This is a genomic window from Pseudomonas sp. GW823-FHT02E01 (assembly GCF_058797535.1).
Genome location: NZ_JBXAJS010000005.1, coordinates 202,272 through 227,304 on the forward strand (window position 1 = coordinate 202,272; position 25,033 = coordinate 227,304).

Consider the following 25,033-nt stretch of genomic DNA (forward strand, 5'->3'; position numbering starts at 1 on the left):
CCCTGTGGGAGCGAGCTTGCTCGCGATAGCGGCCTGTCATCCACCATTGATGTTGACTGACACACTGCCATCGCGAGCAAGCTCGCTCCCACAGGGGGCGTTCGCTCAATTGAAGTCCGCGCAGGATTTCACCATTAGCCCGCCCCAAGGCATACTTGCCACCCTTCGCACTGCAGAACCCAAGACCGCCCCATGCGTATCCACGTCAGCTTCATCGACCGCGTCGGTATCACCCAGGAAGTCCTGGCCCTGCTCGGCGGGCGCAATCTGAACCTGGATGCGGTGGAAATGGTCCCGCCCAATGTTTATATCGACGCCCCGACGCTGAGCCCGCAAGTCCTCGAGGAATTGCGCGATGCCCTGTTCAGCGTGCGTGGCGTGCAAGCGGTGACGGTGGTCGACATACTGCCCGGCCAGCGCCGGCACTTGCAGCTCGACGCCTTGCTCGCAGCCATGACCGACCCGGTGCTGGCACTGGACAGTGACGGTAAGGTACTGCTGGCCAACCCGGCCCTGATCGCCCTGTACGGCCGCGAACCGGACGGTGAAAGCGTGGCCGACCTGTTTGCCGACCCGGCCTTGCTCGACGCCCTGCTCGAACACGGCTTTCGCCTGCCGCTGCGGGAAATCACCGTCAACGGCCAGACCCTGTTGCTCGACGCCACACCGATCACCGACGCCGGCGCCCTGCTGACCCTGTACCAACCGAACCGCATCGGCGAACGCCTTTCCGCGCTGCACCATGACCACGCCGAAGGTTTCGATGCCCTGCTCGGCGAGTCCCCGGTGATCCGCACCCTCAAGGCGCGCGCCCAGCGGGTGGCGGCCCTCGATGCACCGTTGCTGATCCAGGGCGAAACCGGCACCGGCAAGGAACTGGTGGCCCGCGCCTGCCACGCCATCAGCGCCCGGCACAGCTCCCCCTTTCTGGCGTTGAACTGCGCGGCATTGCCGGAGAACCTCGCCGAAAGTGAACTGTTCGGCTACGCCCCCGGCGCCTTCACCGGCGCACAACGAGGGGGTAAGCCGGGACTGATGGAGTTGGCCAACCAGGGCACGGTGTTTCTCGATGAAATCGGCGAGATGTCGCCGTATTTGCAAGCCAAATTGCTGCGTTTCCTCAACGACGGCAGTTTTCGCCGGGTCGGCGGTGACCGTGAGGTCAAGGTCAACGTACGGATCCTCAGCGCCACCCACCGCGACCTGGAAAAAATGGTCAGCGAAGGCCTGTTCCGCGAGGACCTGTTCTATCGCCTCAACGTCCTCAACGTCGAAGTGCCGCCCCTGCGCGAACGCGGCCAGGACATCCTGCTGCTGGCCCGCTACTTCATGCAGCAGGCCTGTGCGCAGATCCAGCGACCGATCTGTCGTCTGGCGCCGGGCACTTATCCGGCGCTGCTGGGCAACCGCTGGCCAGGCAACGTGCGGCAACTGCAGAACGTGATCTTCCGCGCCGCGGCGATCTGCGAAAGCAGCCTGGTGGACATCGGCGATCTGGACATCGCCGGCACCTCGGTGGCCCGCCAGGGCGACCATGACGTCGACAGCCTGGAACAGGCCATGGACGAGTTCGAGAAAACCCTGCTGGAAAAACTCTACGCCAGCTACCCCTCGACCCGGCAACTCGCGACCCGTCTGCAAACCTCCCACACGGCGATTGCCCATCGGTTGCGCAAGTACGGGATTCCGAGCAAGGCCTGAGGCCTGACACCGAACAAACCTGTGGGAGCGAGCTTGCTCGCGATGGCGGTATTACATTCAACGTTTGTGTCGGCTGATACTCCCTCATCGCGAGCAAGCTCGCTCCCACAGGTTTTGTGTCCGGTGCGAAACCGCGCCAAAAACGACCTCCACCTGTACTGAAAGCGCTACAGCGGAACGATATCGCTACACCCCTCTCCGATCACGGCTGTGCAAGGCTTTGATCCACCTCGGCTTTTATCCTTGACATATACCGTATCGATTTCGCTACAACGAGTGAATTTCAGCGTTTGTCGAAACCACCTAAATCATTGATCAATAACAATAAAAACAACGTTGGCCGCGTTCTTGCTATGTAGTCCTCCATAACCTGGGCATTGCCCAAGCCTTCAATCGCGTCCACCAGACGAGTCTGGCCCCTTAGGAGTTTCCATGAGCGAGTTGCGTTTTACTGAAGATCACGAATGGCTGCGCACCGAAGCTGACGGCAGCGTCACGGTCGGCATCACCGCTTTCGCACAGAACGCCCTGGGCGACGTGGTTTTCGTTCAACTGCCTGAGCTGCAGTCCTACGACAAAGGCGCCGAAGCCGCCACCGTGGAATCGGTAAAGGCTGCAAGCGGCGTGTACATGCCGCTGGACGGCGAAGTGCTGGAAGTGAACCCGGCGCTCGACAGCAGCCCTGAACTGGTCAACGAAGATCCGCTGGGCGAAGGCTGGTTCTTCCGTTTCAAACCAAGCGACGCCGCCGCTGTCGGCCAACTGCTGGATCAGGACGCCTACGACCGCCTGATCAAAGCCCAAGCCGAAGCCTGAGGAGCACCGACATGACCCAGATCAATTTGACTACCGCCAACGAATTCATCGCCCGTCACATCGGCCCGCGCGCCGGTGACGAGCAAGCCATGCTCAACAGCCTCGGTTTCGACTCCCTGGAAGCCCTGAGCGCCAGCGTGATTCCCGACAGCATCAAGGGCACTAGCGTCCTCGGCCTGGAAGATGGCTTGAGCGAAGCCGATGCCCTGGCCTTGATCAAGTCCATCGCGACTAAAAACCAGCTGTTCAAGACCTACATCGGCCAGGGCTACTACGGCACCCACACGCCGTCGCCGATCCTGCGCAACCTGCTGGAAAACCCGGCCTGGTACACCGCCTACACCCCATACCAGCCAGAAATTTCCCAGGGTCGTCTCGAAGCGCTGCTGAACTTCCAGACCCTGATCAGCGACCTCACCGGCCTGCCGATCGCCAACGCCTCGCTGCTCGACGAAGCCACCGCCGCTGCCGAAGCCATGACCTTCTGCAAACGCCTGAGCAAGAACAAAGGCAGCCACGCCTTCTTCGCTTCCGTGCATTGCCACCCGCAAACCCTCGACGTACTGCGCACCCGTGCCGAGCCTTTGGGCATCGACGTGGTGGTTGGCGACGAGCGCGAACTGACTGACGTAACGCCGTTCTTCGGCGCGCTGCTGCAATACCCGGCGAGCAACGGTGATGTGTTCGATTACCGCGAGCTGACCGAACGCTTCCACGCTGCCAACGCCCTCGTCGCCGTGGCTGCCGATCTGCTGGCCCTGACCGTGCTGACTGCGCCGGGCGAATTCGGCGCCGACGTGGCCATCGGCAGTGCACAGCGCTTCGGCGTGCCGCTGGGCTTCGGTGGCCCACACGCGGCGTACTTCTCCACCAAGGACGCGTTCAAGCGTGACATGCCGGGCCGCCTGGTCGGTGTTTCCGTAGACCGTTTCGGCAACCCGGCCCTGCGCCTGGCCATGCAGACCCGCGAGCAACACATCCGCCGCGAGAAAGCCACCAGCAACATCTGCACCGCGCAAGTACTGCTGGCCAACATCGCCAGCATGTATGCCGTGTACCACGGTCCGAAAGGCCTGACGCAAATCGCCAATCGCGTGCATCACCTGACCGCGATCCTGGCCAAAGGCTTGAGCGCACTGGGCCTGAGCGTCGAGCAGGCGAGCTTCTTCGACACCCTGACGGTGAAGGCCGGCGCGCAAACCGCCGCCCTGCACGACAAGGCACACGCCCAGCGCATCAATCTGCGCGTGGTCGATGGTGAGCGCCTGGGCCTGTCCCTGGACGAAACCACCACTCAGGCCGACGTTGAAACCCTGTGGAGCCTGCTGTCCGACGGCAAGGCCCTGCCGGACTTCACCGCCCTCGCCGCCTCGGTGCAGAGCGCCATCCCGGCCACGCTGGTGCGTCAGTCGCCGATCCTCAGCCACCCGGTGTTCAACCGCTATCACTCGGAAACCGAGCTGATGCGCTACCTGCGCAAACTGGCGGACAAGGACCTGGCGCTGGACCGCACCATGATCCCGCTGGGTTCGTGCACCATGAAACTCAACGCCGCCAGCGAAATGATCCCGGTGACCTGGGCCGAGTTCGGCGCCCTCCACCCGTTCGCCCCGGCCGAGCAAAGCGCTGGCTACCAGCAACTGACCGACGAGCTGGAAGCGATGCTCTGCGCCGCCACCGGTTATGACTCGGTGTCCCTGCAACCGAACGCCGGCTCCCAGGGTGAATACGCAGGTCTGCTGGCGATCCGTGCCTACCACCAGAGCCGTGGCGAAGACCGTCGCGACATCTGCCTGATCCCGTCGTCGGCCCACGGCACCAACCCGGCCACCGCACAAATGGCCGGCATGCGCGTGGTCGTCACCGCGTGCGACGCCCGAGGCAACGTCGACATCGAAGACCTGCGAGCCAAGGCCATCGAGCACCGCGAACACCTCGCCGCGCTGATGATCACCTACCCGTCGACCCACGGCGTGTTCGAAGAAGGCATCCGCGAAATCTGCGGCATCATTCATGACAACGGCGGTCAGGTGTACATCGACGGCGCCAACATGAACGCCATGGTCGGCCTCTGTGCCCCGGGCAAGTTCGGCGGCGACGTTTCGCACCTGAACCTGCACAAGACCTTCTGCATTCCCCACGGTGGTGGCGGCCCGGGCGTCGGCCCGATCGGCGTGAAGTCGCACCTGGCGCCATTCCTGCCGGGCCACGCACAGATGGAGCGCAAGGAAGGCGCCGTTTGCGCGGCACCGTTCGGCAGCGCGAGCATCCTGCCGATCACCTGGATGTACATTCGTATGATGGGTGGCGCGGGCCTCAAGCGTGCTTCGCAGCTGGCGATCCTCAATGCCAACTACATCTCCCGTCGCCTGGAAGAGCACTATCCAGTGCTGTACACCGGCAGCAACGGCCTGGTGGCGCACGAGTGCATCCTCGACCTGCGTCCACTGAAAGACAGCAGCGGTATCAGCGTCGATGACGTCGCCAAGCGTCTGATCGACTTTGGCTTCCACGCGCCGACCATGTCGTTCCCGGTGGCAGGCACGCTGATGATCGAGCCGACCGAAAGCGAATCCAAGGAAGAACTGGACCGCTTCTGCGACGCCATGATCCGCATCCGCGAAGAAATCCGCGCAGTGGAAAATGGCACGCTGGACAAGGACGACAACCCGCTGAAAAACGCGCCGCACACCGCCAAGGAACTGGTGGGCGAATGGTCGCACCCGTACAGCCGTGAGCAGGCGGTTTACCCGGTTGCGTCGCTGATCGAAGGCAAGTACTGGCCACCGGTCGGTCGCGTCGACAACGTGTTCGGCGACCGCAACCTGGTCTGCGCCTGCCCGTCGATCGAAAGCTACGCTTAAACGAATGAGGGGGCGGATTGATCCGCCCCCAATTTCCAGAACACCCCACAACCCTGTGGGAGCGAGCTTGCTCGCGATGACGGACTGACAGCCACCATCGATGTCGACTGAACGACCGCTATCGCGAGCAAGCTCGCTCCCACAGGGATCTGTGCCAAGTCTTATGTTCCGTGAATTCCTATAACAAGAAACCGGAGAACCACCATGTCGTTAAGCGTGTTCGACCTGTTCAAGATTGGCATCGGCCCCTCCAGTTCCCACACCGTCGGCCCGATGCGTGCCGCTGCGCGCTTCGCCGAAGGTTTGCGCCGCGAAAACCTGCTTGAAGCCACCGCCTGCGTCAAAGTCGAGCTGTATGGTTCGCTTGGTGCCACCGGCAAAGGCCACGGCAGTGACAAGGCTGTGCTGCTCGGCCTGGAAGGCGAACACCCGGACACCGTGGATACAGAGACCGTCGCCGCGCGCCTGCAAGAGATTCGCGGCAACGGCCGCTTGAACCTGCTCGGCGAACACTGCATTGCGTTCAACGAGAAAGAACACCTGGCGATGATTCGCAAACCGTTGGCCTATCACCCCAACGGCATGATTTTCCGCGCCTTCGACGCCGCGGGCCTGCAGATCCGCAGCCGCGAGTACTACTCGGTCGGCGGCGGTTTTGTGGTCGATGAAGACGCCGCCGGCGCCGACCGCATCGTCGAAGACGCCACACCCCTGACCTTTCCGTTCAAAAGCGCCAAGGATCTTCTCGGTCATTGCGTCAAATACGGGCTGTCCATCAGCCAGGTGATGTTGACCAACGAAAGCGCCTGGCGTCCGGAAGCGGAAACCCGCGCCGGCCTGCTGAAAATCTGGCAAGTGATGCAGGACTGCGTCGCCGCCGGATGCCGCAATGAAGGCATCCTGCCCGGTGGGCTGAAGGTCAAGCGCCGGGCCGCCGCACTGCATCGGCAATTGTGCAAGAACCCGGAATCGTCGTTGCGCGATCCCCTGTCGGTGCTGGACTGGGTCAACCTCTACGCGCTGGCGGTCAACGAAGAAAACGCCAATGGCGGGCGCGTGGTCACGGCACCGACCAACGGCGCGGCCGGGATCATTCCGGCGGTGCTGCATTACTACATGCGCTTCACCCCCGGCGCGAATGACGACGGCGTGGTGCGCTTTCTGCTCACTGCCGCAGCCATCGGCATTCTGTACAAGGAAAACGCCTCGATTTCCGGCGCCGAGGTCGGCTGTCAGGGTGAAGTCGGCGTCGCCTGCTCGATGGCCGCCGGTGCCTTGTGCGAAGTACTCGGCGGCAGCGTGCAGCAAGTGGAAAACGCCGCGGAAATCGGCATGGAACACAACCTCGGACTGACCTGCGACCCGATTGGCGGGCTGGTGCAAGTGCCTTGCATCGAGCGCAACGCCATGGGCTCGGTCAAGGCCATCAATGCGGTGCGCATGGCGCTGCGCGGCGATGGACAACACTTCGTCTCCCTCGACAAGGTCATCCGCACCATGCGCCAGACCGGCGCCGACATGAAAAGCAAATACAAGGAAACCGCCCGTGGCGGTTTGGCGGTCAACATTATCGAGTGCTGATGCGCGCTCATCTGCACCCTTTTTCAGGAGCTGAATATGTCCACCGAACAACTGTTGAAAACTCCGTTGCACGCACTGCACATCGAACTCGGCGCCCGCATGGTGCCCTTCGCCGGCTACGACATGCCCGTGCAGTACCCGCTGGGCGTGATGAAAGAACACCAGCACACCCGCGACCAGGCGGGGTTGTTCGATGTCTCGCACATGGGCCAGATTCGCCTGACCGGCGCCAATGCCGCCAAGGCCCTGGAAACCCTGGTGCCTGTGGACATCATCGACCTGCCAGTGGGCATGCAACGCTACGCGATGTTCACCAATGCGACGGGCGGCATCCTCGATGACCTGATGGTCGCCAACCTGGGTAATGACGAACTGTTCCTGGTGGTCAACGCCGCCTGCAAGGACCAGGACCTGGCACACCTGCGCAAGCACATTGGCGACCAGTGCACGATCGAACCGCTGTTCGAAGAGCGCGCCCTGCTCGCCCTGCAAGGCCCGGCTGCAGTGACCGTGCTTGCACGTCTGGCCCCTGAAGTGGCGAAGATGACTTTCATGCAGTTCGCCCGCGTGAAGCTGCTGGGCGTGGACTGCTTTGTCAGCCGTTCGGGTTACACCGGTGAAGACGGTTTCGAAATTTCCGTACCCGCCACCAATGCCGAATCCCTGGCTCGCGCCCTGCTCGCTGAAGCCGAAGTGGCCGCCATCGGCCTGGGCGCCCGCGACTCCCTGCGCCTGGAAGCGGGTTTGTGCCTGTACGGCCACGACATGAACACCGACACCACCCCGATCGAAGCGAGCCTGCTGTGGGCGATCTCCAAGCCACGTCGCGCTGATGGCGCACGGGCCGGCGGCTTCCCGGGCGCCGAAAGCGTATTCGCCCAGCAACAGGTAGGCGTGAGCCGCAAACGTGTAGGTCTGCTACCACAGGAACGTACACCCGTGCGCGAAGGCGCCGAGATCGTCAACGAAGCCGGCGACATCATCGGCAGCGTCTGCAGCGGTGGTTTCGGGCCAACCCTGGGCGGCCCGCTAGCCATGGGTTACGTCGACAGCGCTTACATCGCACTGGACACACCGGTCTGGGCGATCGTTCGTGGGAAAAAGGTGCCTTTGCTTGTAAGCAAAATGCCATTTGTTCCACAACGCTACTATCGCGGCTGATTGAATGTTCCTATAAGTAACGCGGTTGCGTTAACGGCGCACTAATGTGTAACGCAACCGCCATAAAATAGTGCATTGTTTGGCTATAAGCTTCGATTATGAACTTTGCTTATAACGATCGAAAACAATTGAACAAGGTTAGTGAATAAGGCCCCACTAGTGGACTTACTTTGCCATCAACCTGAGGAAATACGGGGCCTACACGGGGCTTGTTTTTTCTCCCGTAGTTGGCGTAGAGTTTGTTCACTGTGTTTGCATGGGTCGCTTGGAATCGTGACCTGGGCAGTAGCCTACAAGTTAGCTACATCCCGTTCGACGTCTTCTTACTCTCCTGCAACCAGCCCCAGTACTCTTTCATGAGAAGGAGACTGTCATTAATTTTTGCGTCAAAGGAAATAAGAAATGTCCCAACGTCAGAGCGGTACCGTCAAGTGGTTTAACGACGAGAAAGGTTTTGGTTTTATCACTCCTGAAAGCGGTCCGGATCTGTTCGTGCATTTCCGCGCCATCCAGGGCAACGGCTTCAAGAGCCTGAAAGAAGGCCAGAAAGTGACTTTCATCGCCGTGCAGGGCCAGAAAGGCATGCAGGCGGACGAAGTACAAGCAGAAGCCTAATCTTCTGTAACGAAAAAGCCCCTGATGCTGACATCAGGGGCTTTTTTGTGCGCGTAAATCCGTAAAATGGCTTCTTTTTCGCCGAGAGCCTGCCATGTCGAAACACCTGCTTACCCCCCAGGGCGACTTTCCTGCCGCTGGCCTGGGTCGTCGCCTGGCAGCCATGTTCTATGATTTCCTGCTGTGCACCGCCCTGCTGATCGTCACCAGCGGCATCTACAAGATGATCCAGATGGCGATCATCGGCGAAGAAAGGATGCGCACCCTTACCGAAGCCGGGGCGCTGGACGGCGATCCCCTGCTCTCCACGGTCCTGCTGTTCGTACTGTTCGGCTTCTTCGCCAAATTCTGGACCTGGTCCGGTCAGACCCTGGGCATGCAGGTCTGGTGCATCCGCGTACAGAATGCCGATGGCTCGTCCATCAGCCTGTGGCAGGCGCTGCTGCGCTTTGTGGTGTCGATTGCTTCGTTGCTGTGTGTTGGCCTGGGATTCTTCTGGTCGCTGTTCGACAAACAGAAACGCAGCTGGCATGACATCTACTCCAATACCGAACTGGTGCGGATTCCGAAGAAGACCAAATAATTTCCCGACGCAGAAACCACTGTGGGAGCGAGCTTGCTCGCGATGGCGTGGTGTCAGTCAACTTCAATGGTGACTGATACACCGCTATCGCGAGCAAGCTCGCTCCCACAGTTTTTTTGGGCCTGGTTGAAAGATCTCAGGCGTTACCGGCCAGCTTCATCCGCGCCGCCTGGGTGAAATCGAGCATGCGCTTGAGCGGCCGGATCGCCTGCGGGATCAGTGCCGGATCGACAAAGATCTCGTTCGCCCCTTCCTTCAACGCCTTGAGCGTGCGCTCAAGGGTGTTCATGGCCATCCACGGGCAATGTGCACAACTGCGGCACGCCGCGCCGTTACCCGCCGTTGGGGCTTCGATAAAGACCTTGTCCGGGCACAACTGCTGCATCTTGTAGAAAATGCCGCGGTCGGTCGCAACGATCAGCGTCTTGTTCGGCAGGCTCTGTGCCGCCGCGATCAACTGACTGGTGGAGCCCACGGCGTCCGCCAGTTCGATCACCGAGGTCGGCGACTCCGGGTGCACCAGAATCGCCGCATCCGGATACAGCGCCTTCATGTCTTCAAGCTGCTTGGACTTGAACTCTTCGTGAACGATGCAGGCACCGTCCCACAGCAGCATGTCGGCGCCGGTCTGGCGCTGGATGTAGGTCCCCAGGTGCTTGTCCGGGCCCCAGATGATGGTCTCGCCGTTGTCCATCAGGCTTTCGACGATCTCCAGCGCACAGCTTGAAGTCACCACCCAATCCGCTCGGGCCTTTACCGCAGCCGAAGTGTTGGCGTACACCACCACCGTGCGCTCCGGGTGTTGATCGCAGAACGCGGAAAATTCGTCCACAGGGCAACCCAGGTCGAGCGAACAGGTCGCTTCGAGCGTCGGCATCAGCACGCGTTTTTCCGGGTTGAGGATCTTGGCAGTCTCACCCATGAACTTCACGCCGGCGACGACCACGGTCTTGGCCGGATGGGCGTTGCCGAAACGGGCCATTTCCAGCGAGTCGGAAACACAACCGCCCGTCTCTTCGGCCAGCGCCTGAATGACAGGGTCACAATAGAAGTGGGCCACCAGCACCGCGTCCTGAGCCTTGAGCTCGGCAGCGATGGCAGCACGGTAATAAGCCTCTTCATCGGCAGTCAGCGGCTTGGGCTGTTTGGCGTCGAGGTGGGCTTGAACCAGAAGGCGTTCGGAAATTTGCGTCATGTTCGCAAGACCTGCAGGCGCATTCGCGCGAAAGTCGAGTATACACCCGGCTCCGGACCCTACGGGGTACCGCCGGGAAAGTGAGTATTCATCAGGCACGGACAGCGTTGAAGCTGCGCAAGGCTACAGAATATCCGATGGATGCAAAAGGTGATTCTGATCTGAGTCATGGGCAGCAGCCCGCAACGAGGCGGACCTGAATCGCGGGCAAAAAAAAACCCGGAAATCCTCACTTGCGTGGGCCTTCCGGATTTTCTAAACCGCCAAAAATGGTGGGTCGTGTGGGATTCGAACCTACGACCAATTGGTTAAAAGCCAACTGCTCTACCAACTGAGCTAACGACCCGCTGTGTGGTGGCGCGTATAATACTGATTTTTAAGGACTATTCAACACCTATTTTGAAATAAATCAAAAATAAGGGGTTGGATCGCTGATTCCGGCCGCTGCAAAGCCTTCCGCACGCAGTCGGCAGCTGTCGCACTTGCCGCACGCACGGCCTTCATCGTCGGCCTGATAGCAGGAAACGGTCAGCCCGTAGTTCACGCCAAGCTTCACGCCCGCCTGGACGATCTGCGCCTTGCTGAGGTTTTGCAGCGGTGCCTGAATACGGAAGCCATTGCCTTCAACACCGGCTTTGGTTGCCAGGTTGGCCATGCGCTCGAACGACTCGATGAACTCGGGACGGCAGTCCGGGTAACCGGAGTAATCCACCGCATTAACGCCGATGAAGATATCCCGTGCGCCGAGTACTTCTGCCCAGCCCAGGGCCAGGGACAGGAACACCGTGTTACGCGCAGGCACGTAAGTCACGGGAATGCCTTCACCGAGCTCCTCTGGAATATCGATGCTGCTGTCGGTCAGGGCCGAGCCGCCCATGCCGTTCAGGTTCAGGCCGATCACCTTGTGCTCGACCACACCCAGGTCCCGCGCCACACGCTCGGCGGCGTACAGTTCAGCGTGAGAGCGCTGACCATAGTCGAAGCTCATGGTGTAGCAGCTGTAGCCTTCGGCGCGCGCCATGGCCACGACGGTCGCCGAGTCCAGGCCACCGGACAGCAGGATGACCGCACGTTTTTCAGCAGTATTGAGTTGTTCAGTCATTTCAGCGCCCCGGCTCGTCATTCCATAGATATTTATGCAGCTGCAATTGCAAACGCACTGGCAGGTTGTCTGCCACCACCCAGTCCGCCAGATCCCGGGCATTGAGGTCATGGTGACTTGGCGAGAACAGGACTTCACCGGCGCGCTGGTCCAGACCGTACTGGATCAGCTTGGAAACAGACCAGTCATAGTCCTCTCGCGAACAGATGACAAACTTCACCTGATCGTTGGGCGTGAGCAGCTCGATGTTTTCGTAGCGGTTGCGGTGCGCTTCCTTCGAACCCGGGGTTTTCAGGTCGACAACGCGACTGACCCGGGTATCGACTGCCGAGATATCGATGGAGCCACTGGTTTCCAGCGACACTTCGTAACCGGCGTCACACAAGCGCTTGAGCAAGGGAATGGCGTTGGGCTGTGCCAGGGGCTCGCCGCCCGTAACGCAGACGTAACGCGGGCGAAATCCTGCGACCTGCTCGAGGATGTCGTCGAGCGTGCGAATGGTCCCGCCGGTGAACGCGTAGGCACTGTCGCAGTATTGGCAACGCAGAGGGCAACCGGTCAGGCGCACAAAAACAGTGGGCAGGCCGGCAGTCCGCGTTTCACCCTGCAACGAGTAGAAAACTTCGGTGATTCTCAATGTGTCTTGCATAGTCGCCACGGGCGTAACAGCTAAACAGGCTGTCCGCCTCCGTCAGGCACTTGAAGGAACCCCGGCAAAGCGCAGGCCCCCAAAAGCGTGTTTCATAAAAAGGGCGTGAATTCTAACGAAAAAACCCGCGACAAGCGCGGGTTTCTTTGAAACGGGTCAAGCAGGCTTACATTTTTTGCAGATCGCGCTGGGCCAACTGAGCGGCGGAAGTGCCCGGATATTGGGAAACCACCTGCTGCAGAATGCCTTTGACTCGGTCGGTATGCCCCAAGCGGCGCTCTACATCAGCGAGCTTGTACAGCGAGTCCGGCACTTTGGCGTGCTTGGGATACAACTGCGAAACCTTGGCAAATGCCTGACCTGCGCCTTGCAGATCGCCTTTGGCCAGGTTCACTTCGCCCAACCAGTATTGGGCGTTGCCCGCGTACTGGCTGTTCGGGTATTTGCGCAGGAATGCGGCAAAAGCCTGACTGGCCTTGTCGAAATCCTTGGCTTTGATCAGGTCGAAGGCAGCATCGTAGTAGAGCTTTTCCTTCGCCGGATCCGCCGGTTCGCTACCTGCGGCCGGTGCCTGGGCGGCAGCTGCCCCTGCACCAGCTGCTGCACCGGGGGCGTTCAAATCGCCACCGGTGGAAGAATTTTCAGGAGTCGCGGCTGGTGCAACGCCGGTTCCTATGCGCCGATCAAGATCCTGATATCGCTCCAGGTTTTCCTGCTTCATGCGCGCTACATCATTTTGCAGAACTTCAATCGCACCTTGCTGGCGCTCGATCTGTTGCTGCATTGATTGCAGTTGGTTGAACAGCTCGCCCTGTGCCGAGACAGGGGCCGAAACCCCTCCCCCGGCATAGGCGCCGTTCGTACCGTAACCTGCAGGCGGATAACTGCTCCCGCTATTGTTATAGCCGGAGTCGTTATCGACCACAGGAACCGCAGCCCACGCCGCAAGCGGCGCGAGGCTGAGAGCCAGAACAGTTACAGCACGACGGCACGTTCGCATGACGAATTACTTACGCAGTTCGACGCGACGGTTTTGAGCCCAGGACTGCTCGTCGTTGCCGGTAGCAACTGGACGCTCTTCGCCGTAGGAAACCAGTTCCAGCTGAGCTGGGGAAACACCTTGCAGTACCAGGTAGCGCTGAACGGCTTTCGCACGACGCTCGCCCAGTGCCATGTTGTACTCACGAGTACCACGTTCGTCGGTGTTGCCTTCCAGAACAACGCGAGCGCCGTTTGCTTTCAGGTCTTTGGCGTGAACGTCCAGAGCGCGCATGGCTTCTGGCTTCAGGTCCGAGCTGTCGTATTCGAAGTAGAAAGTGGTGATAGCGCGCAGAGCAGCTTCTTCGCTCAGGGAGCCGTCAACTGCACCAGTGTTTGCGCCGTAACCAGCGTTTGGATCTACCGCGCCTTCACCGGCATTGTCGCCGCCTTTGGACGAGCAACCTACAGCTACAGCCATGGCCAGTGCCAGCGCAGCAAATTTACCAAACTTCAGCATTTCCATCGTGAAACTCCTAATGAACCCCAGTGTGTTAAGTACAACGTATAGCGCCGCGTCAGTTCAGGTAAGGGGACCAGGAAGGTTCTCTGACTTCGCCTTGTGCGGTAGGAAGCGGGAGCCTTACGCGTCCATTGATGGACACGAGCATCAAGACTCCCCGGCCCTGCTGGCGGGTGGCGTAGATTACCATGGTGCCGTTGGGCGCAACAGTAGGCGACTCGTCCAGAGTGCTATCAGTGAGGATTTTTACACTACCGCGCTGCAAATCCTGGGCCGCCACCTTGAAATTGGTGAAGCCATCCTGACGGTGAATCATGACAAGCGTCTTTTCATCAGCCGACAATTTAGGGTTGGCGTTGTAGTTACCGACGAAAGTCACGCGTTCGGCACCGCCACCACCGGCACTGGTCTTGTAGATCTGCGGTTTGCCGCCACGGTCGGACGTGAAGTAGATGGTCGAGCCATCCTTGCCCCAGAACGGTTCGGTGTTGATGCCAGGACCGTTGGTGACACGGCTGATCTGACGCGAACCCAGGTTCATCACATAGATGTCCGGGTTGCCGTCTTTCGACAGTACGAACGCCAGGCGATTGCCGTCCGGCGACCAGGCTGGCGCACCGTTCAGGCCTTCGAAGTTGGTGATCTGTTCACGGCGACCGGTGTCGATGTTCTGCATGAAGATGCGTGGACGCTTCTGCTCGAAGGAGACATAAGCGATGCGCTTGCCATCCGGTGCGAAACGCGGCGACAGGATCGGCTCGCGCGACTGCAGCAGGGTCACGGCGCGAGCACCGTCGTAGTCCGAACGTTGCAGGGTGTAGCGAGTGTTGTTCTCGGAGAAACGCTCGGCCGTTACGTACAGCAGGCGAGTCGAGAAGGCACCCTTGATACCCGTGAGTTTTTCGAACGACTGGTCGGAGATGTAGTGCGCCATGTCGCGCAACTGATCGACGCCGCCGGACACGCTGCCGGTCAGCACTTGCTGCTCGGTGGCCACGTTGAACAGTGCGTATTGCACCTGCAGGCGACCGCCCGCCGGCACAATGCTGCCGACCATGACGTACTGGGCACCCAGTGCCTTGAAGTCACGGAAGATGATTTCGCTGGCCTGGCTCGGCTGGCTGATCATGTTCTGCTTTGGAAGCGGCGAGTAGTAACCCGAGTTGCGCAGGTCGTTACCGATGATTTCCGCCATGTCGTCCGGCAGCACGCTACCGCCCTGGAAGCCGAACGGCACGACTGCGATCGGGGTCGCCCGATCGCTGCCGCTGGTAACCAGAATGTTTTTCTCATCTGCCATCGCCATCCCTGCCATGCAGCAGATAACGACCAGCATTCCTCGAAGAAGGTTTCTCACAAGGCTAGATCCTCAGGTGTGAATGTCATCTTGAATGAACGATACGGAGCGAAATCACTCGGCTTCATTCCCTGCATTTCTGTCAAACGTCCAATATTCTTCACCGCTGCAACAGCCGATGCGTCAAACGGACCGTCGCCACTGGACTTGGACACGCTGACCGAAGTCACCGTACCGTCCGGCAACATGCCGATTTGCAACACGACCGTCATGCCTTTGCGTGCCGAAGGTGGACGAGCCCAGCCTTCCGCTGCACGCGCACGAATCAGGTCATCGAAACTGCCGGCGACTTCGTCGCCCTGCTCATCGGCCAAGGCCTGCTGACGCTGCGGCGTGTCTGAAAGCAAATCTGCCAGGGCCTGGGCCTTTTTGTCTTCGGCGGATTTACGCGCCGCATCCTGCGATTTCTTCTTCGCAGCATCGGCAGCAGCTTTCTTCTTCGCTTCCTCGGCGACTTTCTTCTTCGCCTCTTCAGCTTCAGCTTTCTTCTTGGCGTCTTCCGCGGCTTTCTTCTTCGCGTCTTCGACGATCTTTTTCTTGGCTTCTTCAGCGGCCGCTTTCTTGGCCTCTTCTTCCGCAGCTTTCTTGGCTTCTTCTTCGGCTTTCTTCTTGGCTATATCAGCCAATTGTTTCTCTTCTGCCTTCTTGGCTTCCGCGGTTTTCTTCGCATCGTCGGCTTTCTTGGCTTCATCAGCCTTTTTCGCCTCGTCCGCTTTCTTCGCCTCGTCGGCCTTCTTGGCTTCTTCGGCCTTTTGAGCAGCCTCTTCTTTCTTTTGTTCCGCAGCCTTCACCGCTTCCTGCTCGACCTTTTTCTGTTCCATCTGCTCGACTTCGGTCTGACGCGCAGCAGATTTCTGCGCCTCACCGGCAATCTTCTGATTGGTCTGGGTGGTGGCCCGACTTTTCGATTTCAGCTGGTACAAGGTCGCCTGGACAATCGGCTTGGCCGGCGGCAGTTCCGGGGTAAAGGCAAAGCTGACGAACAGCATGCCGAACACCAGCACGTGCAAGCCAATCGCCCAGACACTAGGCCAGAAGTAGCTTTCCGAGGCGGACGGCTCTCGCTGTTGCTGCATCAGGGCGCCTCGGTAATCAAGCCAACATTACCGACCCCGGCTTTCTGCAACCCGCCCATGGCACCCATTACGGAGCCGTAATCGACACTCTTGTCGCCGCGAATGAAGACCTGGGTACGCTTGCCGCCTTCGTTGCCGACGCGAATGATCTTGGTCACCGCGTCAGTCATCTGCGGCAGGGTCATGGCCCGATCCTGCTGCTTTTCGGTGTCGACTTCGCTACCAAGGTTCCAGTAGTAGGTCTTGTCGGATTTGATGGAAATGGTCAGGACCTGGGTGTTGTTGTCCTGCGGCAAGGCTTCGCTGGAAACCTTGGGCAGATCAACTTTCACGCCCTGATTGAGCATCGGCGCGGTCACCATGAAGATGACCAGCAGTACCAACATCACGTCGATGTAAGGCACTACGTTCATCTCGGCGACCGGCTTGCGCTTTTTGCGAGCTCGAGCGATTAAAGCCATTGGAAATTACCTGCTTATTCTTCGCTGGTGTGCACTTTGCGGTGCAGGATCGCCTGGAACTCGTCGGCGAAGGTGTAGTAGCGGCCCAGCAGGGTTTCACTGCGCGCAGCAAAACGGTTGTAAGCGATAACGGCTGGAATGGCAGCGAACAGACCGATCGCGGTGGCAATCAGTGCTTCGGCGATACCCGGGGCCACAGTGGCCAGGGTCGCTTGCTGGGCGGTCGCCAGACCGCGGAAGGAGTTCATGATCCCCCAGACGGTACCGAACAGACCGATGTACGGGCTGACGGAGCCAACGGTGGCCAGGAAGGGCAGGCTCTGCTCAAGCTTTTCTTCTTCGCGGGAAATGGCAACGCGCATGGCACGCGCCACGCCTTCCATGACCGCTTCCGGGTCAACGCCTGACTGCTGGCGCAGACGGGAGAATTCCTTGAAACCGGCACGGAAGATTTGTTCGACACCCGAATCAGGGTCCGGATTGCTGCCGGCCTGACGGTACAGCTTGGACAGGTCGATACCTGACCAGAAGCGCTCTTCAAAGCTCTCCAGGGCACGTCGACCGGCGCGCAGCAGGTTGCTGCGCTGAAAGATCATGATCCACGAGGTCACCGATGCGGCTACCAGGATCAGCATTACCAGTTGCACCACGATACTGGCATTGCTGACCAGGCTCCACATGGAGGAATGGTCGACGACGTTAGCTTCCACGCTTTATCTCCTGCTTTGAGTGTGTACCCGCGCCGCTCACGTCGGCAAAGGCCGCTCGTAGAGCTTCGGGAATGGCCCGGGGTTTTAAACTTTCAGTGCGCACACAGGCCACCAGAAACTGCCCTTCGCAGAGCAGTGTGTTATCCGCTGCCCGCCTGACCTGCTGCTTGAAGCGCAGGCTGGCACGGTTCAATTCGATTACTTCAGCGCTTACCAATAGTTCGTCATCCAGTCGCGCCGGCGCGTGGTAGCGCGCTTCGCTGGAATGCACGACGAACAACAGGTCCTCCCCGGCCAGCGTGGATTGGGCAAAGCCCAGATCTCGTAGCCGCTCGGTTCGAGCCCGTTCCATAAACTTGAGGTAATTAACGTAATACACGATGCCGCCCGCATCGGTGTCCTCGTAATAAACGCGACAACGATGTGCGAAAGGCTCAAGCCCGTTTTGCGCGCGCATACTCTAGTGCTTACTCCTCAGGTTGCCAATCCGGCATGGCAACTGTTTTTCATTGTTCTGCGGCTTTCACGTGAAAGTACGGTCCTGGGACCCTACATTGCCCGAAAAAATCAGCACGCAATGTTAATTAATCGTCAGCGGCTTCAAGAAACTCGTCTACCACGGGCATTTCGCCCAATCGTGACGGAATGTTTAAGCCGAAATGCAGGTAGGCATGCCGCGTCACCACCCGCCCCCGTGGCGTGCGCATGATGTAACCCTGCTGGATCAGGTAAGGCTCCAGCACGTCTTCGATGGTGTGACGCTCTTCACTGATGGCGGCAGCCAGGCTGTCGACCCCGACTGGCCCGCCGTCGAATTTCTCGATCATGGTCAACAACAGACGCCGATCCTGGTGATCGAAGCCACGTTCGTCGACATCCAGCAGGTTCAGCGCCAGGTCGGCAATCGGCTTGGTGATATGCCCCTTGGCGCGAACTTCGGCGAAATCACGCACCCGGCGCAGCAGCCTGTTGGCGATCCGTGGCGTGCCACGGGCACGGCGGGCGATTTCGAAGGCGCCTTCCGGGTCCAGCGGCAAACCGAGGATGCTCGCCGAACGACTGACAATCGTCGACAAATCGGCGTTGTTGTAGAACTCAAGACGCTGAACGATGCCGAAACGGTCACGCAACGGGTTGGTGAGCATCCCCGCCCGCGTCGTTGCGCCGACCAGGGTGAACGGCGGCAGGTCCAGCTTGATCGAACGCGCGGCCGGACCTTCGCCGATCATGATGTCGAGTTGGAAATCCTCCATGGCCGGGTACAGCACCTCTTCAACGATGGGCGACAGGCGATGGATCTCGTCGATAAACAGCACATCGTGGGGTTCAAGGTTGGTCAACAGCGCCGCCAGGTCACCGGGGCGCTCCAGCACCGGCCCCGAGGTGCTCTTGATCGATACGCCCATTTCTTGGGCGATGATGTTGGCGAGGGTGGTCTTGCCCAGGCCGGGCGGCCCGAAGATCAGCGTGTGATCCAGGGATTCATTACGACCGCGCGCAGCCTGAATGAACAACTCCATCTGCTCGCGAACGGTCGGTTGGCCAATGTATTCGGCCAGGCTGACCGGGCGAATGGCTCGGTCCTGGACTTCTTCGCGCTCACGCGGACTGTGCGTGGCAGCGATCAGACGATCAGCTTCAATCACTTAGATCATTCCCTTCAAGGCGCGGCGGATCATGTCTTCACTGCTCAAATCTTTCTCCTTGATCGCAGACACTGCCTTGCTCGCTTCCTGGGGCTTGTAGCCCAGGGAAATCAAGGCGCTGACGGCGTCAGTCTCGGCAGTGTTCACCGGAGCCGGACCATCCGGCTGGTTCGGCACCAGGGCGAACATGGCCGGTACGGTTTCCCAGGCCTTGAAGCGATCCTTGAGTTCCACCAGCAAACGCTCGGCGGTTTTCTTGCCGACGCCCGGGACCTTGGTCAGCGCCGACGTGTCCTGTGACTGTACACAACGAACCAGTTCGTCGACTTCCAGGCTCGACATCAAGGCCAGGGCCAGTTTCGGCCCGACGCCATTGAGACGGATCAATTCGCGAAAAAAGTCGCGTTCACGCTTGCCGACAAAACCATAGAGTAACTGTGCGTCTTCGCGCACGACCAAATGCGTGTGCAAGGTTAGCGGCTCACCGACCGACGGCAAGCGGTAAAGGGTCGTCATGGGCACTTCAAGTTCATAGCCCAGGCCATTTACATCCAGGATCAGATGGGGAGGCTGCTTCTCAGCCAGGGTGCCGCGCAAACGTCCAATCACGTTACAAATCCTTGAGCGTTGGCCAGCTCATGGCCAGCGACTGATAGAGCGAGGAATACCGCCGACAACACAGGCGGAATACCCTCACTCCATGAAAATGATTGCTGATGCTATCAGAGACGCAGGCGCCCGCCACGACTGCGTGCAGCTCCCAGACCATGGGGTAACAGACTGGAACGGGTATGAGCGTGGCAGATGGCAATGGCCAGGGCATCCGAAGCATCGATCTGCGGTTTGCTGGTGAGTTTGAGCATGTGCATGACCATCATCTGCACCTGTTCCTTGTTGGCCGCACCGGTGCCGACGACCGCCTGCTTGACCTGGGTTGCAGTGTATTCGGCAATTTCCAGGCTTTCCTCGGCTCCCGCCACGATCGCGGCACCACGGGCCTGCCCCAGTTTCAGGGCGGAATCGGCGTTACGGGCCATGAACACCTTTTCGATCCCCATGGTCACCGGGTGGTAAGTCTGAATGATCTCCCGCACCCCGCGGTAGACAATCTGCAGTCGCTCATGCAACTCGCCGGCACCGGTGCGGATACAACCGGAGGCGACGTACTCACAGCCACGGCCGGTATCGCGAACCACACCGTAACCGGTGATGCGCGAACCGGGGTCGATACCAAGAATTAAAGTCATAACGCCTGCGGATAAATTGAAATAACGCGTCGGCCAGAACACCGCACGCTGTAGGAGCGAGCTCGCTCGCGATGGACCTTAACGATAACGCAACGTTTGAAATCAGCGTCGCTCTCAGGTTTATCGCGAGCAAGCTCGCTCCTACAAAGACGGCGCTCTCAACCGAGCTGCGCGGCCACCGACTCCGGAATCTCCGCGTTGGAATAGACGTTTTGCACGTCATCCAGGTCTTCGAGCATGTCGATCAGCTTGAGGACTTTCTCGGCGCCTTCCAGATCGAGCTCGGCGCTGGTGGTCGGCAACATGACGATTTCAGCGTCGTCACCCTTGAAGCCCGCCGCTTCCAGTGCGTTACGCACGGAATAGAATCCGGCAAACGAGGTGAAAACGTCGATCGAACCGTCTTCGTTGGTCACCACGTCATCGGCGTCGGCTTCCATGGCGGCTTCCATCAGTGCGTCTTCGTCAACGCCGGCAGCGAAGGAGATCTGCCCCTTGCGCTCGAACAGATAGGCCACCGAACCGTCAGTCCCCAGGTTGCCACCGCACTTGCTGAACGCGTGACGAACAGCGGCTGCGGTGCGATTACGGTTGTCGGTCATGCATTCGACCATCACCGCCACGCCGCCCGGACCGTAACCTTCGTAGGTCAGTTCGACCACGTCGTCCGTGTCGGCAGCGCCGGTTCCGCGGGCGATGGCACGATCAATGATGTCGCGGCTCATGTTCGCACCCAGGGCCTTGTCCAGGGCCAGGCGCAGACGCGGATTGGAGCCTGGATCACCACCACCCTGACGGGCAGCGACGGTCAGCTCACGAATCCACTTGGTGAAGATCTTGCCCCTCTTGGCATCCTGACGTTCTTTGCGGTGCTTGATGTTCGCCCACTTGGAATGACCTGCCATAACTCGCTCCGAATTCTCTTTGAAACATTGCCCGCCGCGCTGCATTGCGCCGGCCGGCAAACAAAAATCTTGAACTGCTCTGCCTATAAAGGAAAGGGCGCATCCACAGATGCGCCCTTCAGGTCAGCCTTACTCGGCCTTAGGCGTTTCGCGCAGACGAATGTGCAGCTCGCGCAATGCCTTGGCATCCACCTGGCCCGGCGCCTGAGTCATGACATCCGCCGCGCTCTGGGTTTTCGGGAAGGCGATCACTTCACGGATCGACTGGGCGCCGGTCATCAGCATGACCAGACGGTCCAGACCGAAGGCCAGGCCACCGTGCGGTGGTGCGCCGTATTTCAGGGCATCGAGCAGGAAGCCGAATTTCTCTTCCTGTTCCGCTTCGTTGATGCCCAACAGACGGAACACCGACTGCTGCATCTCTTTACGGTGGATACGGATCGAACCGCCACCCAGTTCGGTACCGTTCAATACCATGTCGTAGGCACGGGACAGAGCGCCAGCCGGATTGGCCTCCAGCTCTTGCGGGGTGCACTTCGGCGCGGTGAACGGGTGGTGCAAGGCGGTGAAGCTGCCGTCGTCGTTTTCTTCAAACATCGGGAAGTCGACGACCCACATTGGTGCCCACTTGCAGGTCAGCAGGTCCAGGTCGTGGCCGAGCTTGATCCGCAGAGCGCCCAGGGCTTCGCTGACGATCTTCGCCTTGTCGGCGCCGAAGAACACGATATCGCCGTCGACCGCACCGACGCGATCGAGGATCACGTTGAGGTTGTCTTCAGGGATGTTCTTCACGATTGGCGACTGCAGGCCTTCAACGCCCTTGGCACGCTCGTTGACCTTGATGTACGCCAGGCCCTTGGCACCGTAGATGCCGACGAACTTGGTGTAGTCGTCGATCTGCTTGCGCGGCATGCTCGCCCCGCCCGGGACGCGCAAGGCAGCGATACGGCATTTAGGGTCATTGGCGGGGCCGCTGAACACCTTGAAGTCGACTTCCTTGAGCTGATCGGCCACGTCCACCAGTTCCAGCGGGTTACGCAGGTCTGGCTTGTCGGAACCGTAGCGGCGCATGGCTTCTTCGAAGGTCATGTGCGGGAACTCGCCGAATTCCAGGCCCAGCACTTCCTTGAACAGGTTGCGGATCATTTGCTCGGTCAGGCCCATGATCTCTTTTTCATCGAGGAAGCTGGTCTCGATGTCGATCTGGGTGAATTCCGGCTGACGGTCGGCACGCAGGTCTTCGTCACGGAAGCACTTGGCGATCTGGTAGTAACGGTCGAAGCCGGCCACCATCAGCAGTTGCTTGAACAGCTGCGGCGATTGAGGCAAGGCGAAGAACGAACCGGCATGAGTACGGCTCGGCACCAGGTAGTCGCGTGCGCCTTCCGGGGTGGCACGGGTCAGGATCGGCGTCTCGACGTCGAGGAAGCCGTTCTCGTCCAGGAAGCGGCGGATGCTTGTGGTCATGCGCGAGCGCAGACGCAGCTTCTCGGCCATTTCCGGGCGACGCAGGTCGAGGAAGCGATAGCGCAGGCGGGTTTCTTCGCCGACGTCGGAGAACTCGTTCAGCGGGAACGGCGGGGTTTCCGACTCGTTCAGCACTTCCAGCTCGTAGCCCAGGACTTCGATCATGCCCGACGCCATGTTGGCGTTGGTCGCGCCGGCCGGACGCAGGCGAACCTTGCCGGTGATCTTCACGACGTACTCGCTGCGCACGCGATCGGCAGCGGCGAAGGTTTCAGCACGGTCCGGATCGAACACGACCTGGGCCAGACCATCACGATCACGGATATCGAGGAAAATCACCCCACCGTGGTCACGGCGGCGGTGGACCCATCCGCAAAGGGTAATTTCCTGGCCGTCCAGGCTTTCGTTCAGTTGGCCGCAATAATGGCTGCGCATCATGGTCGTGGTTTCACTTCTCGTAATTCGAAATTCGGTGGAGATCCTACAGCAGCCCCGCCTTTAAAAAAGTCGTCGGGTGATGCAAGAGCGCGCGTGTCGTTCAACTCAGGTTCCAGACCTTAGTCAGCTTTGTCGCCGCCGGCCAGGTTCTTCTTGGAACCGGTCTTGAAATCGGTTTCGTACCAACCCGTGCCGCTGAGGCGGAAGCCCGGCATGGACAGCAACTTTTTAAGCTCTGGCGCCTGACAGGCAGGGCAGTCGACCAGCGGTGCATCGCTGATCTTTTGAATGGCTTCCAACTGATGACCACAGGAAGCACATTGATAATCGTACATCGGCATGGAGGTTGTCTCGGCGATCAGATTGCTACCGCGAACGCAGGGTTTTGCGGCAAAGAGCGGGATTATATCCATTAAATGCGGCCTGTGCAGCCGTAAGACTGCACAGACCGACACTCTGCTGTTTTCGCCGCCCAGACTAGGCAGTGGCGATGCAACCCCCTTCCTTGAGACTGTGCACGACACAGACAACCCGCACCAATCCACTGAAGTTCCTTACCCCGCCGTGACGCAAATGAACTTCGCGATCCACATGAGACAACAGGTTGTTGACCGAGCAACCATTGACCCGGGCCATCTCCCCCAAAATATCCCAATAAACCTGCTCGAGCCGCAAACAGGTGGCGAAGCCATTCAATCGCACGGAGCGGGACAAGGGCTGCGCCAGCCCCATATCGAACTCGCGAACAAACGGATCAACCTTTACATCCTTGTGCGAACCGTATCGCCCCTCTTCCTGCCTTTCATAAACCATAACGCTGACACTCCTTTGCCATCCTGGTTTCTTTAAGCGCAACTGTGTGTCGACTTATAAAAACGCAGTGCAAAGGTCTTTTCCAGCCGACTTTATGACCCTCGACGTAGGATAAGCCAACAACGTTTGGCAGACCCTGGAGAGCATCCTACTCCGGACATTTTCCCACGCAGCGAAGCGATACCCCCTTCAGAAGCACCTAATGGAATGGCGTAGGAAAGAAGAGCGCGTACAACACTTCAAGGCGCCTGACAAAACCCGCCGTTGTGCCGCAGCCCCGGAACTTCGGGCAACCCGTGGCAAATCCCCCCCAAAAAGTGCCGCCGGACGCGCTGATTTGAGTAGCCTGCGGCTTTGCTGTTAAATAGACAGCGTGTCGCCAGCGCCCATTTTTACCGGGCTCGGCGCATAGGCTGATACCGGGTACGTGTCCAACGCCTCTTTATTATCTTGAAGCGAACCGTGCGCCATCAGCTCTTCCTTGTGAGCTGTCTTAACGTGAGTTAATCAAAATGTTGAAAATCGTCCATCTGTTGATAGGCGCAGCGGCCTTGCTGCTGTCCTTCATCCCTAGCCTGCAATCCGAAGCCTTACCTTACCTGCAACAACCCGACGCGCTGTACCTGGCCTTTTTCGGCCTGCTCAACCTCACACTTGCGCCTGTCATCCCTTACTGGAACAAAGGCCCGCGTCACCAACTGCAAAACCTGGTCAGCGCCCTGCTGGTTCTGAGCGTGGTCCTGCAGACCCTGACGCTGATCGCACCGATGCCCGTCATCGCCGGTCAACCCGCTGTATTGTTCAGCCTGGTCGCAGCCCTGATCGCCGTTACCCTGCACCTGGGCATCAGCTTCTACAAGTCGTCACCAGCCGCCACCTCGCCAAGCTACGACATGAGCAACCGCGATACCGGCACCGTCAAGTGGTTCAACACATCCAAGGGCTTCGGCTTTATCTCCCGCGACTCCGGTGACGATATCTTCGTCCACTTCCGGGCCATTCGCGGCGAAGGCCACCGTGTCCTGGTCGAAGGCCAGCGCGTGGAGTTCTCCGTCATGAATCGTGACAAGGGCCTGCAAGCCGAAGATGTGATCGCCGCACTGCCGCGCCGCTGATTCAAGGCTAAAAAAAACCGCGCACAGCTG

Annotated in this window: 25 protein-coding genes and 1 tRNA gene; 8 read left to right on the plus strand and 18 right to left on the minus strand. The window is 59.6% G+C overall.

Annotation, left to right across the window (positions count from 1 at the left end):
• Positions 1 to 192 precede the first annotated feature (192 nt).
• The 7 genes from gcsR (at position 193) to AC1RDQ_RS13965 (ending at position 9,321) form a co-directional block, all read left to right on the plus strand.
• Positions 193 to 1,701 (plus strand): transcriptional regulator GcsR, encoded by a 1,509-nt coding sequence (gene gcsR / locus AC1RDQ_RS13935; protein ID WP_102670347.1) that lies wholly within the window; start codon positions 193 to 195, stop codon positions 1,699 to 1,701.
• Between the two features lie 432 nt (positions 1,702 to 2,133).
• Positions 2,134 to 2,517, plus strand: a complete 384-nt coding sequence (gene gcvH / locus AC1RDQ_RS13940) for a glycine cleavage system protein GcvH (RefSeq protein ID WP_007996035.1) — start codon at positions 2,134 to 2,136, stop codon at positions 2,515 to 2,517.
• A gap of 11 nt (positions 2,518 to 2,528) precedes the next feature.
• A complete protein-coding gene (gcvP, locus tag AC1RDQ_RS13945; protein ID WP_492587555.1) occupies positions 2,529 to 5,381 on the plus strand; it encodes an aminomethyl-transferring glycine dehydrogenase in 2,853 nt (950 codons plus the stop codon).
• A 204-nt stretch (positions 5,382 to 5,585) separates the two neighbouring features.
• Positions 5,586 to 6,962 carry an L-serine ammonia-lyase gene (locus AC1RDQ_RS13950; protein WP_492587556.1) on the plus strand — a complete coding sequence of 459 codons (1,377 nt, stop codon included), beginning with the start codon at positions 5,586 to 5,588 and terminating at the stop codon, positions 6,960 to 6,962.
• A 36-nt stretch (positions 6,963 to 6,998) separates the two neighbouring features.
• A complete protein-coding gene (gene gcvT / locus AC1RDQ_RS13955) occupies positions 6,999 to 8,123 on the plus strand; it encodes a glycine cleavage system aminomethyltransferase GcvT (RefSeq protein ID WP_492587557.1) in 1,125 nt (374 codons plus the stop codon).
• A gap of 402 nt (positions 8,124 to 8,525) precedes the next feature.
• Positions 8,526 to 8,738, plus strand: coding sequence for a cold-shock protein (locus AC1RDQ_RS13960; RefSeq protein ID WP_007977299.1), 213 nt, complete (start codon positions 8,526 to 8,528; stop codon positions 8,736 to 8,738).
• Positions 8,739 to 8,832: 94 nt separating this feature from the next.
• A complete protein-coding gene (locus tag AC1RDQ_RS13965; RefSeq protein ID WP_057713522.1) occupies positions 8,833 to 9,321 on the plus strand; it encodes an RDD family protein in 489 nt (162 codons plus the stop codon).
• A gap of 136 nt (positions 9,322 to 9,457) precedes the next feature.
• On the opposite strand, the gene nadA is transcribed toward AC1RDQ_RS13965, so the two are convergent.
• The 18 genes from nadA to AC1RDQ_RS14055 all read right to left on the minus strand — a co-directional run bounded on the left by nadA (position 9,458) and on the right by AC1RDQ_RS14055 (position 23,888).
• Positions 9,458 to 10,516 (minus strand): quinolinate synthase NadA, encoded by a 1,059-nt coding sequence (nadA, locus tag AC1RDQ_RS13970; protein ID WP_007995624.1) that lies wholly within the window; start codon positions 10,514 to 10,516, stop codon positions 9,458 to 9,460.
• Between the two features lie 270 nt (positions 10,517 to 10,786).
• Positions 10,787 to 10,862: transfer RNA gene (locus AC1RDQ_RS13975), tRNA-Lys, on the minus strand.
• Between the two features lie 63 nt (positions 10,863 to 10,925).
• Entirely contained in the window at positions 10,926 to 11,618 is a 693-nt protein-coding gene (gene queC, locus AC1RDQ_RS13980) for a 7-cyano-7-deazaguanine synthase QueC (protein WP_090457445.1), read from the minus strand.
• 1 nt (position 11,619) lies between these two features.
• Entirely contained in the window at positions 11,620 to 12,267 is a 648-nt protein-coding gene (gene queE, locus AC1RDQ_RS13985; RefSeq protein WP_492587558.1) for a 7-carboxy-7-deazaguanine synthase QueE, read from the minus strand.
• Positions 12,268 to 12,433: 166 nt separating this feature from the next.
• Positions 12,434 to 13,267, minus strand: coding sequence for a tol-pal system protein YbgF (gene ybgF, locus AC1RDQ_RS13990; protein WP_102670353.1), 834 nt, complete (start codon positions 13,265 to 13,267; stop codon positions 12,434 to 12,436).
• A 6-nt stretch (positions 13,268 to 13,273) separates the two neighbouring features.
• The gene (gene pal, locus AC1RDQ_RS13995) at positions 13,274 to 13,771 is read right to left on the minus strand and encodes a peptidoglycan-associated lipoprotein Pal (protein ID WP_003178634.1); all 498 of its coding nucleotides are present in this window, start codon (positions 13,769 to 13,771) and stop codon (positions 13,274 to 13,276) included.
• 52 nt (positions 13,772 to 13,823) lie between these two features.
• Positions 13,824 to 15,104, minus strand: a complete 1,281-nt coding sequence (gene tolB, locus AC1RDQ_RS14000; RefSeq protein ID WP_167362903.1) for a Tol-Pal system beta propeller repeat protein TolB — start codon at positions 15,102 to 15,104, stop codon at positions 13,824 to 13,826.
• A 17-nt stretch (positions 15,105 to 15,121) separates the two neighbouring features.
• A complete protein-coding gene (gene tolA / locus AC1RDQ_RS14005; protein ID WP_056726036.1) occupies positions 15,122 to 16,201 on the minus strand; it encodes a cell envelope integrity protein TolA in 1,080 nt (359 codons plus the stop codon).
• Entirely contained in the window at positions 16,201 to 16,653 is a 453-nt protein-coding gene (tolR, locus tag AC1RDQ_RS14010) for a protein TolR (RefSeq protein WP_162135951.1), read from the minus strand. The genes tolA and tolR overlap by 1 nt, the downstream gene beginning before the upstream one ends.
• 23 nt (positions 16,654 to 16,676) lie before the next feature.
• Positions 16,677 to 17,372 carry a protein TolQ gene (gene tolQ, locus AC1RDQ_RS14015; protein ID WP_007897030.1) on the minus strand — a complete coding sequence of 232 codons (696 nt, stop codon included), beginning with the start codon at positions 17,370 to 17,372 and terminating at the stop codon, positions 16,677 to 16,679.
• Positions 17,362 to 17,829: a tol-pal system-associated acyl-CoA thioesterase gene (ybgC, locus tag AC1RDQ_RS14020; protein ID WP_489339133.1), complete on the minus strand. Its 468-nt coding sequence runs from the start codon at positions 17,827 to 17,829 to the stop codon at positions 17,362 to 17,364. The genes tolQ and ybgC overlap by 11 nt, the downstream gene beginning before the upstream one ends.
• Positions 17,830 to 17,956: 127 nt before the next feature.
• Positions 17,957 to 19,018: a Holliday junction branch migration DNA helicase RuvB gene (ruvB, locus tag AC1RDQ_RS14025; protein ID WP_057713517.1), complete on the minus strand. Its 1,062-nt coding sequence runs from the start codon at positions 19,016 to 19,018 to the stop codon at positions 17,957 to 17,959.
• The gene (gene ruvA, locus AC1RDQ_RS14030; protein WP_008052450.1) at positions 19,019 to 19,627 is read right to left on the minus strand and encodes a Holliday junction branch migration protein RuvA; all 609 of its coding nucleotides are present in this window, start codon (positions 19,625 to 19,627) and stop codon (positions 19,019 to 19,021) included.
• Positions 19,628 to 19,740: 113 nt separating this feature from the next.
• Entirely contained in the window at positions 19,741 to 20,265 is a 525-nt protein-coding gene (ruvC, locus tag AC1RDQ_RS14035; RefSeq protein ID WP_008015799.1) for a crossover junction endodeoxyribonuclease RuvC, read from the minus strand.
• 158 nt (positions 20,266 to 20,423) lie between these two features.
• A complete protein-coding gene (locus tag AC1RDQ_RS14040) occupies positions 20,424 to 21,170 on the minus strand; it encodes a YebC/PmpR family DNA-binding transcriptional regulator (protein WP_007977329.1) in 747 nt (248 codons plus the stop codon).
• A gap of 129 nt (positions 21,171 to 21,299) precedes the next feature.
• The gene (gene aspS, locus AC1RDQ_RS14045; protein WP_007995642.1) at positions 21,300 to 23,075 is read right to left on the minus strand and encodes an aspartate--tRNA ligase; all 1,776 of its coding nucleotides are present in this window, start codon (positions 23,073 to 23,075) and stop codon (positions 21,300 to 21,302) included.
• Positions 23,076 to 23,194: 119 nt separating this feature from the next.
• A complete protein-coding gene (locus tag AC1RDQ_RS14050) occupies positions 23,195 to 23,416 on the minus strand; it encodes an FmdB family zinc ribbon protein (protein ID WP_032829812.1) in 222 nt (73 codons plus the stop codon).
• A gap of 136 nt (positions 23,417 to 23,552) precedes the next feature.
• Positions 23,553 to 23,888 carry a ribbon-helix-helix domain-containing protein gene (locus AC1RDQ_RS14055; RefSeq protein WP_090457447.1) on the minus strand — a complete coding sequence of 112 codons (336 nt, stop codon included), beginning with the start codon at positions 23,886 to 23,888 and terminating at the stop codon, positions 23,553 to 23,555.
• Positions 23,889 to 24,400: 512 nt separating this feature from the next.
• On the opposite strand from AC1RDQ_RS14055, the gene AC1RDQ_RS14060 reads away from it, so the two are divergent.
• The gene (locus AC1RDQ_RS14060) at positions 24,401 to 25,003 is read left to right on the plus strand and encodes a cold-shock protein (RefSeq protein WP_057713515.1); all 603 of its coding nucleotides are present in this window, start codon (positions 24,401 to 24,403) and stop codon (positions 25,001 to 25,003) included.
• Positions 25,004 to 25,033 lie beyond the last annotated feature (30 nt).

Coding starts and splice junctions, on each gene's coding strand:
- gcvP (WP_492587555.1), top strand. CDS start 2,529: ATGACCCAGATCAATTTGACTACCGCCAACGAATTCATCGCCCGTCAC.
- queC (WP_090457445.1), bottom strand. CDS start 11,618: ATGACTGAACAACTCAATACTGCTGAAAAACGTGCGGTCATCCTGCTG.
- ruvC (WP_008015799.1), bottom strand. CDS start 20,265: ATGACTTTAATTCTTGGTATCGACCCCGGTTCGCGCATCACCGGTTAC.
- AC1RDQ_RS13950 (WP_492587556.1), top strand. CDS start 5,586: ATGTCGTTAAGCGTGTTCGACCTGTTCAAGATTGGCATCGGCCCCTCC.
- AC1RDQ_RS13965 (WP_057713522.1), top strand. CDS start 8,833: ATGTCGAAACACCTGCTTACCCCCCAGGGCGACTTTCCTGCCGCTGGC.
- pal (WP_003178634.1), bottom strand. CDS start 13,771: ATGGAAATGCTGAAGTTTGGTAAATTTGCTGCGCTGGCACTGGCCATG.
- AC1RDQ_RS14055 (WP_090457447.1), bottom strand. CDS start 23,888: ATGGTTTATGAAAGGCAGGAAGAGGGGCGATACGGTTCGCACAAGGAT.
- AC1RDQ_RS13960 (WP_007977299.1), top strand. CDS start 8,526: ATGTCCCAACGTCAGAGCGGTACCGTCAAGTGGTTTAACGACGAGAAA.
- AC1RDQ_RS14050 (WP_032829812.1), bottom strand. CDS start 23,416: ATGCCGATGTACGATTATCAATGTGCTTCCTGTGGTCATCAGTTGGAA.
- gcvH (WP_007996035.1), top strand. CDS start 2,134: ATGAGCGAGTTGCGTTTTACTGAAGATCACGAATGGCTGCGCACCGAA.
- queE (WP_492587558.1), bottom strand. CDS start 12,267: ATGCAAGACACATTGAGAATCACCGAAGTTTTCTACTCGTTGCAGGGT.
- aspS (WP_007995642.1), bottom strand. CDS start 23,075: ATGATGCGCAGCCATTATTGCGGCCAACTGAACGAAAGCCTGGACGGC.
- ybgF (WP_102670353.1), bottom strand. CDS start 13,267: ATGCGAACGTGCCGTCGTGCTGTAACTGTTCTGGCTCTCAGCCTCGCG.
- AC1RDQ_RS14040 (WP_007977329.1), bottom strand. CDS start 21,170: ATGGCAGGTCATTCCAAGTGGGCGAACATCAAGCACCGCAAAGAACGT.
- gcvT (WP_492587557.1), top strand. CDS start 6,999: ATGTCCACCGAACAACTGTTGAAAACTCCGTTGCACGCACTGCACATC.
- gcsR (WP_102670347.1), top strand. CDS start 193: ATGCGTATCCACGTCAGCTTCATCGACCGCGTCGGTATCACCCAGGAA.
- nadA (WP_007995624.1), bottom strand. CDS start 10,516: ATGACGCAAATTTCCGAACGCCTTCTGGTTCAAGCCCACCTCGACGCC.
- tolA (WP_056726036.1), bottom strand. CDS start 16,201: ATGCAGCAACAGCGAGAGCCGTCCGCCTCGGAAAGCTACTTCTGGCCT.
- ybgC (WP_489339133.1), bottom strand. CDS start 17,829: ATGCGCGCGCAAAACGGGCTTGAGCCTTTCGCACATCGTTGTCGCGTT.
- AC1RDQ_RS14060 (WP_057713515.1), top strand. CDS start 24,401: ATGTTGAAAATCGTCCATCTGTTGATAGGCGCAGCGGCCTTGCTGCTG.
- tolB (WP_167362903.1), bottom strand. CDS start 15,104: ATGCTGGTCGTTATCTGCTGCATGGCAGGGATGGCGATGGCAGATGAG.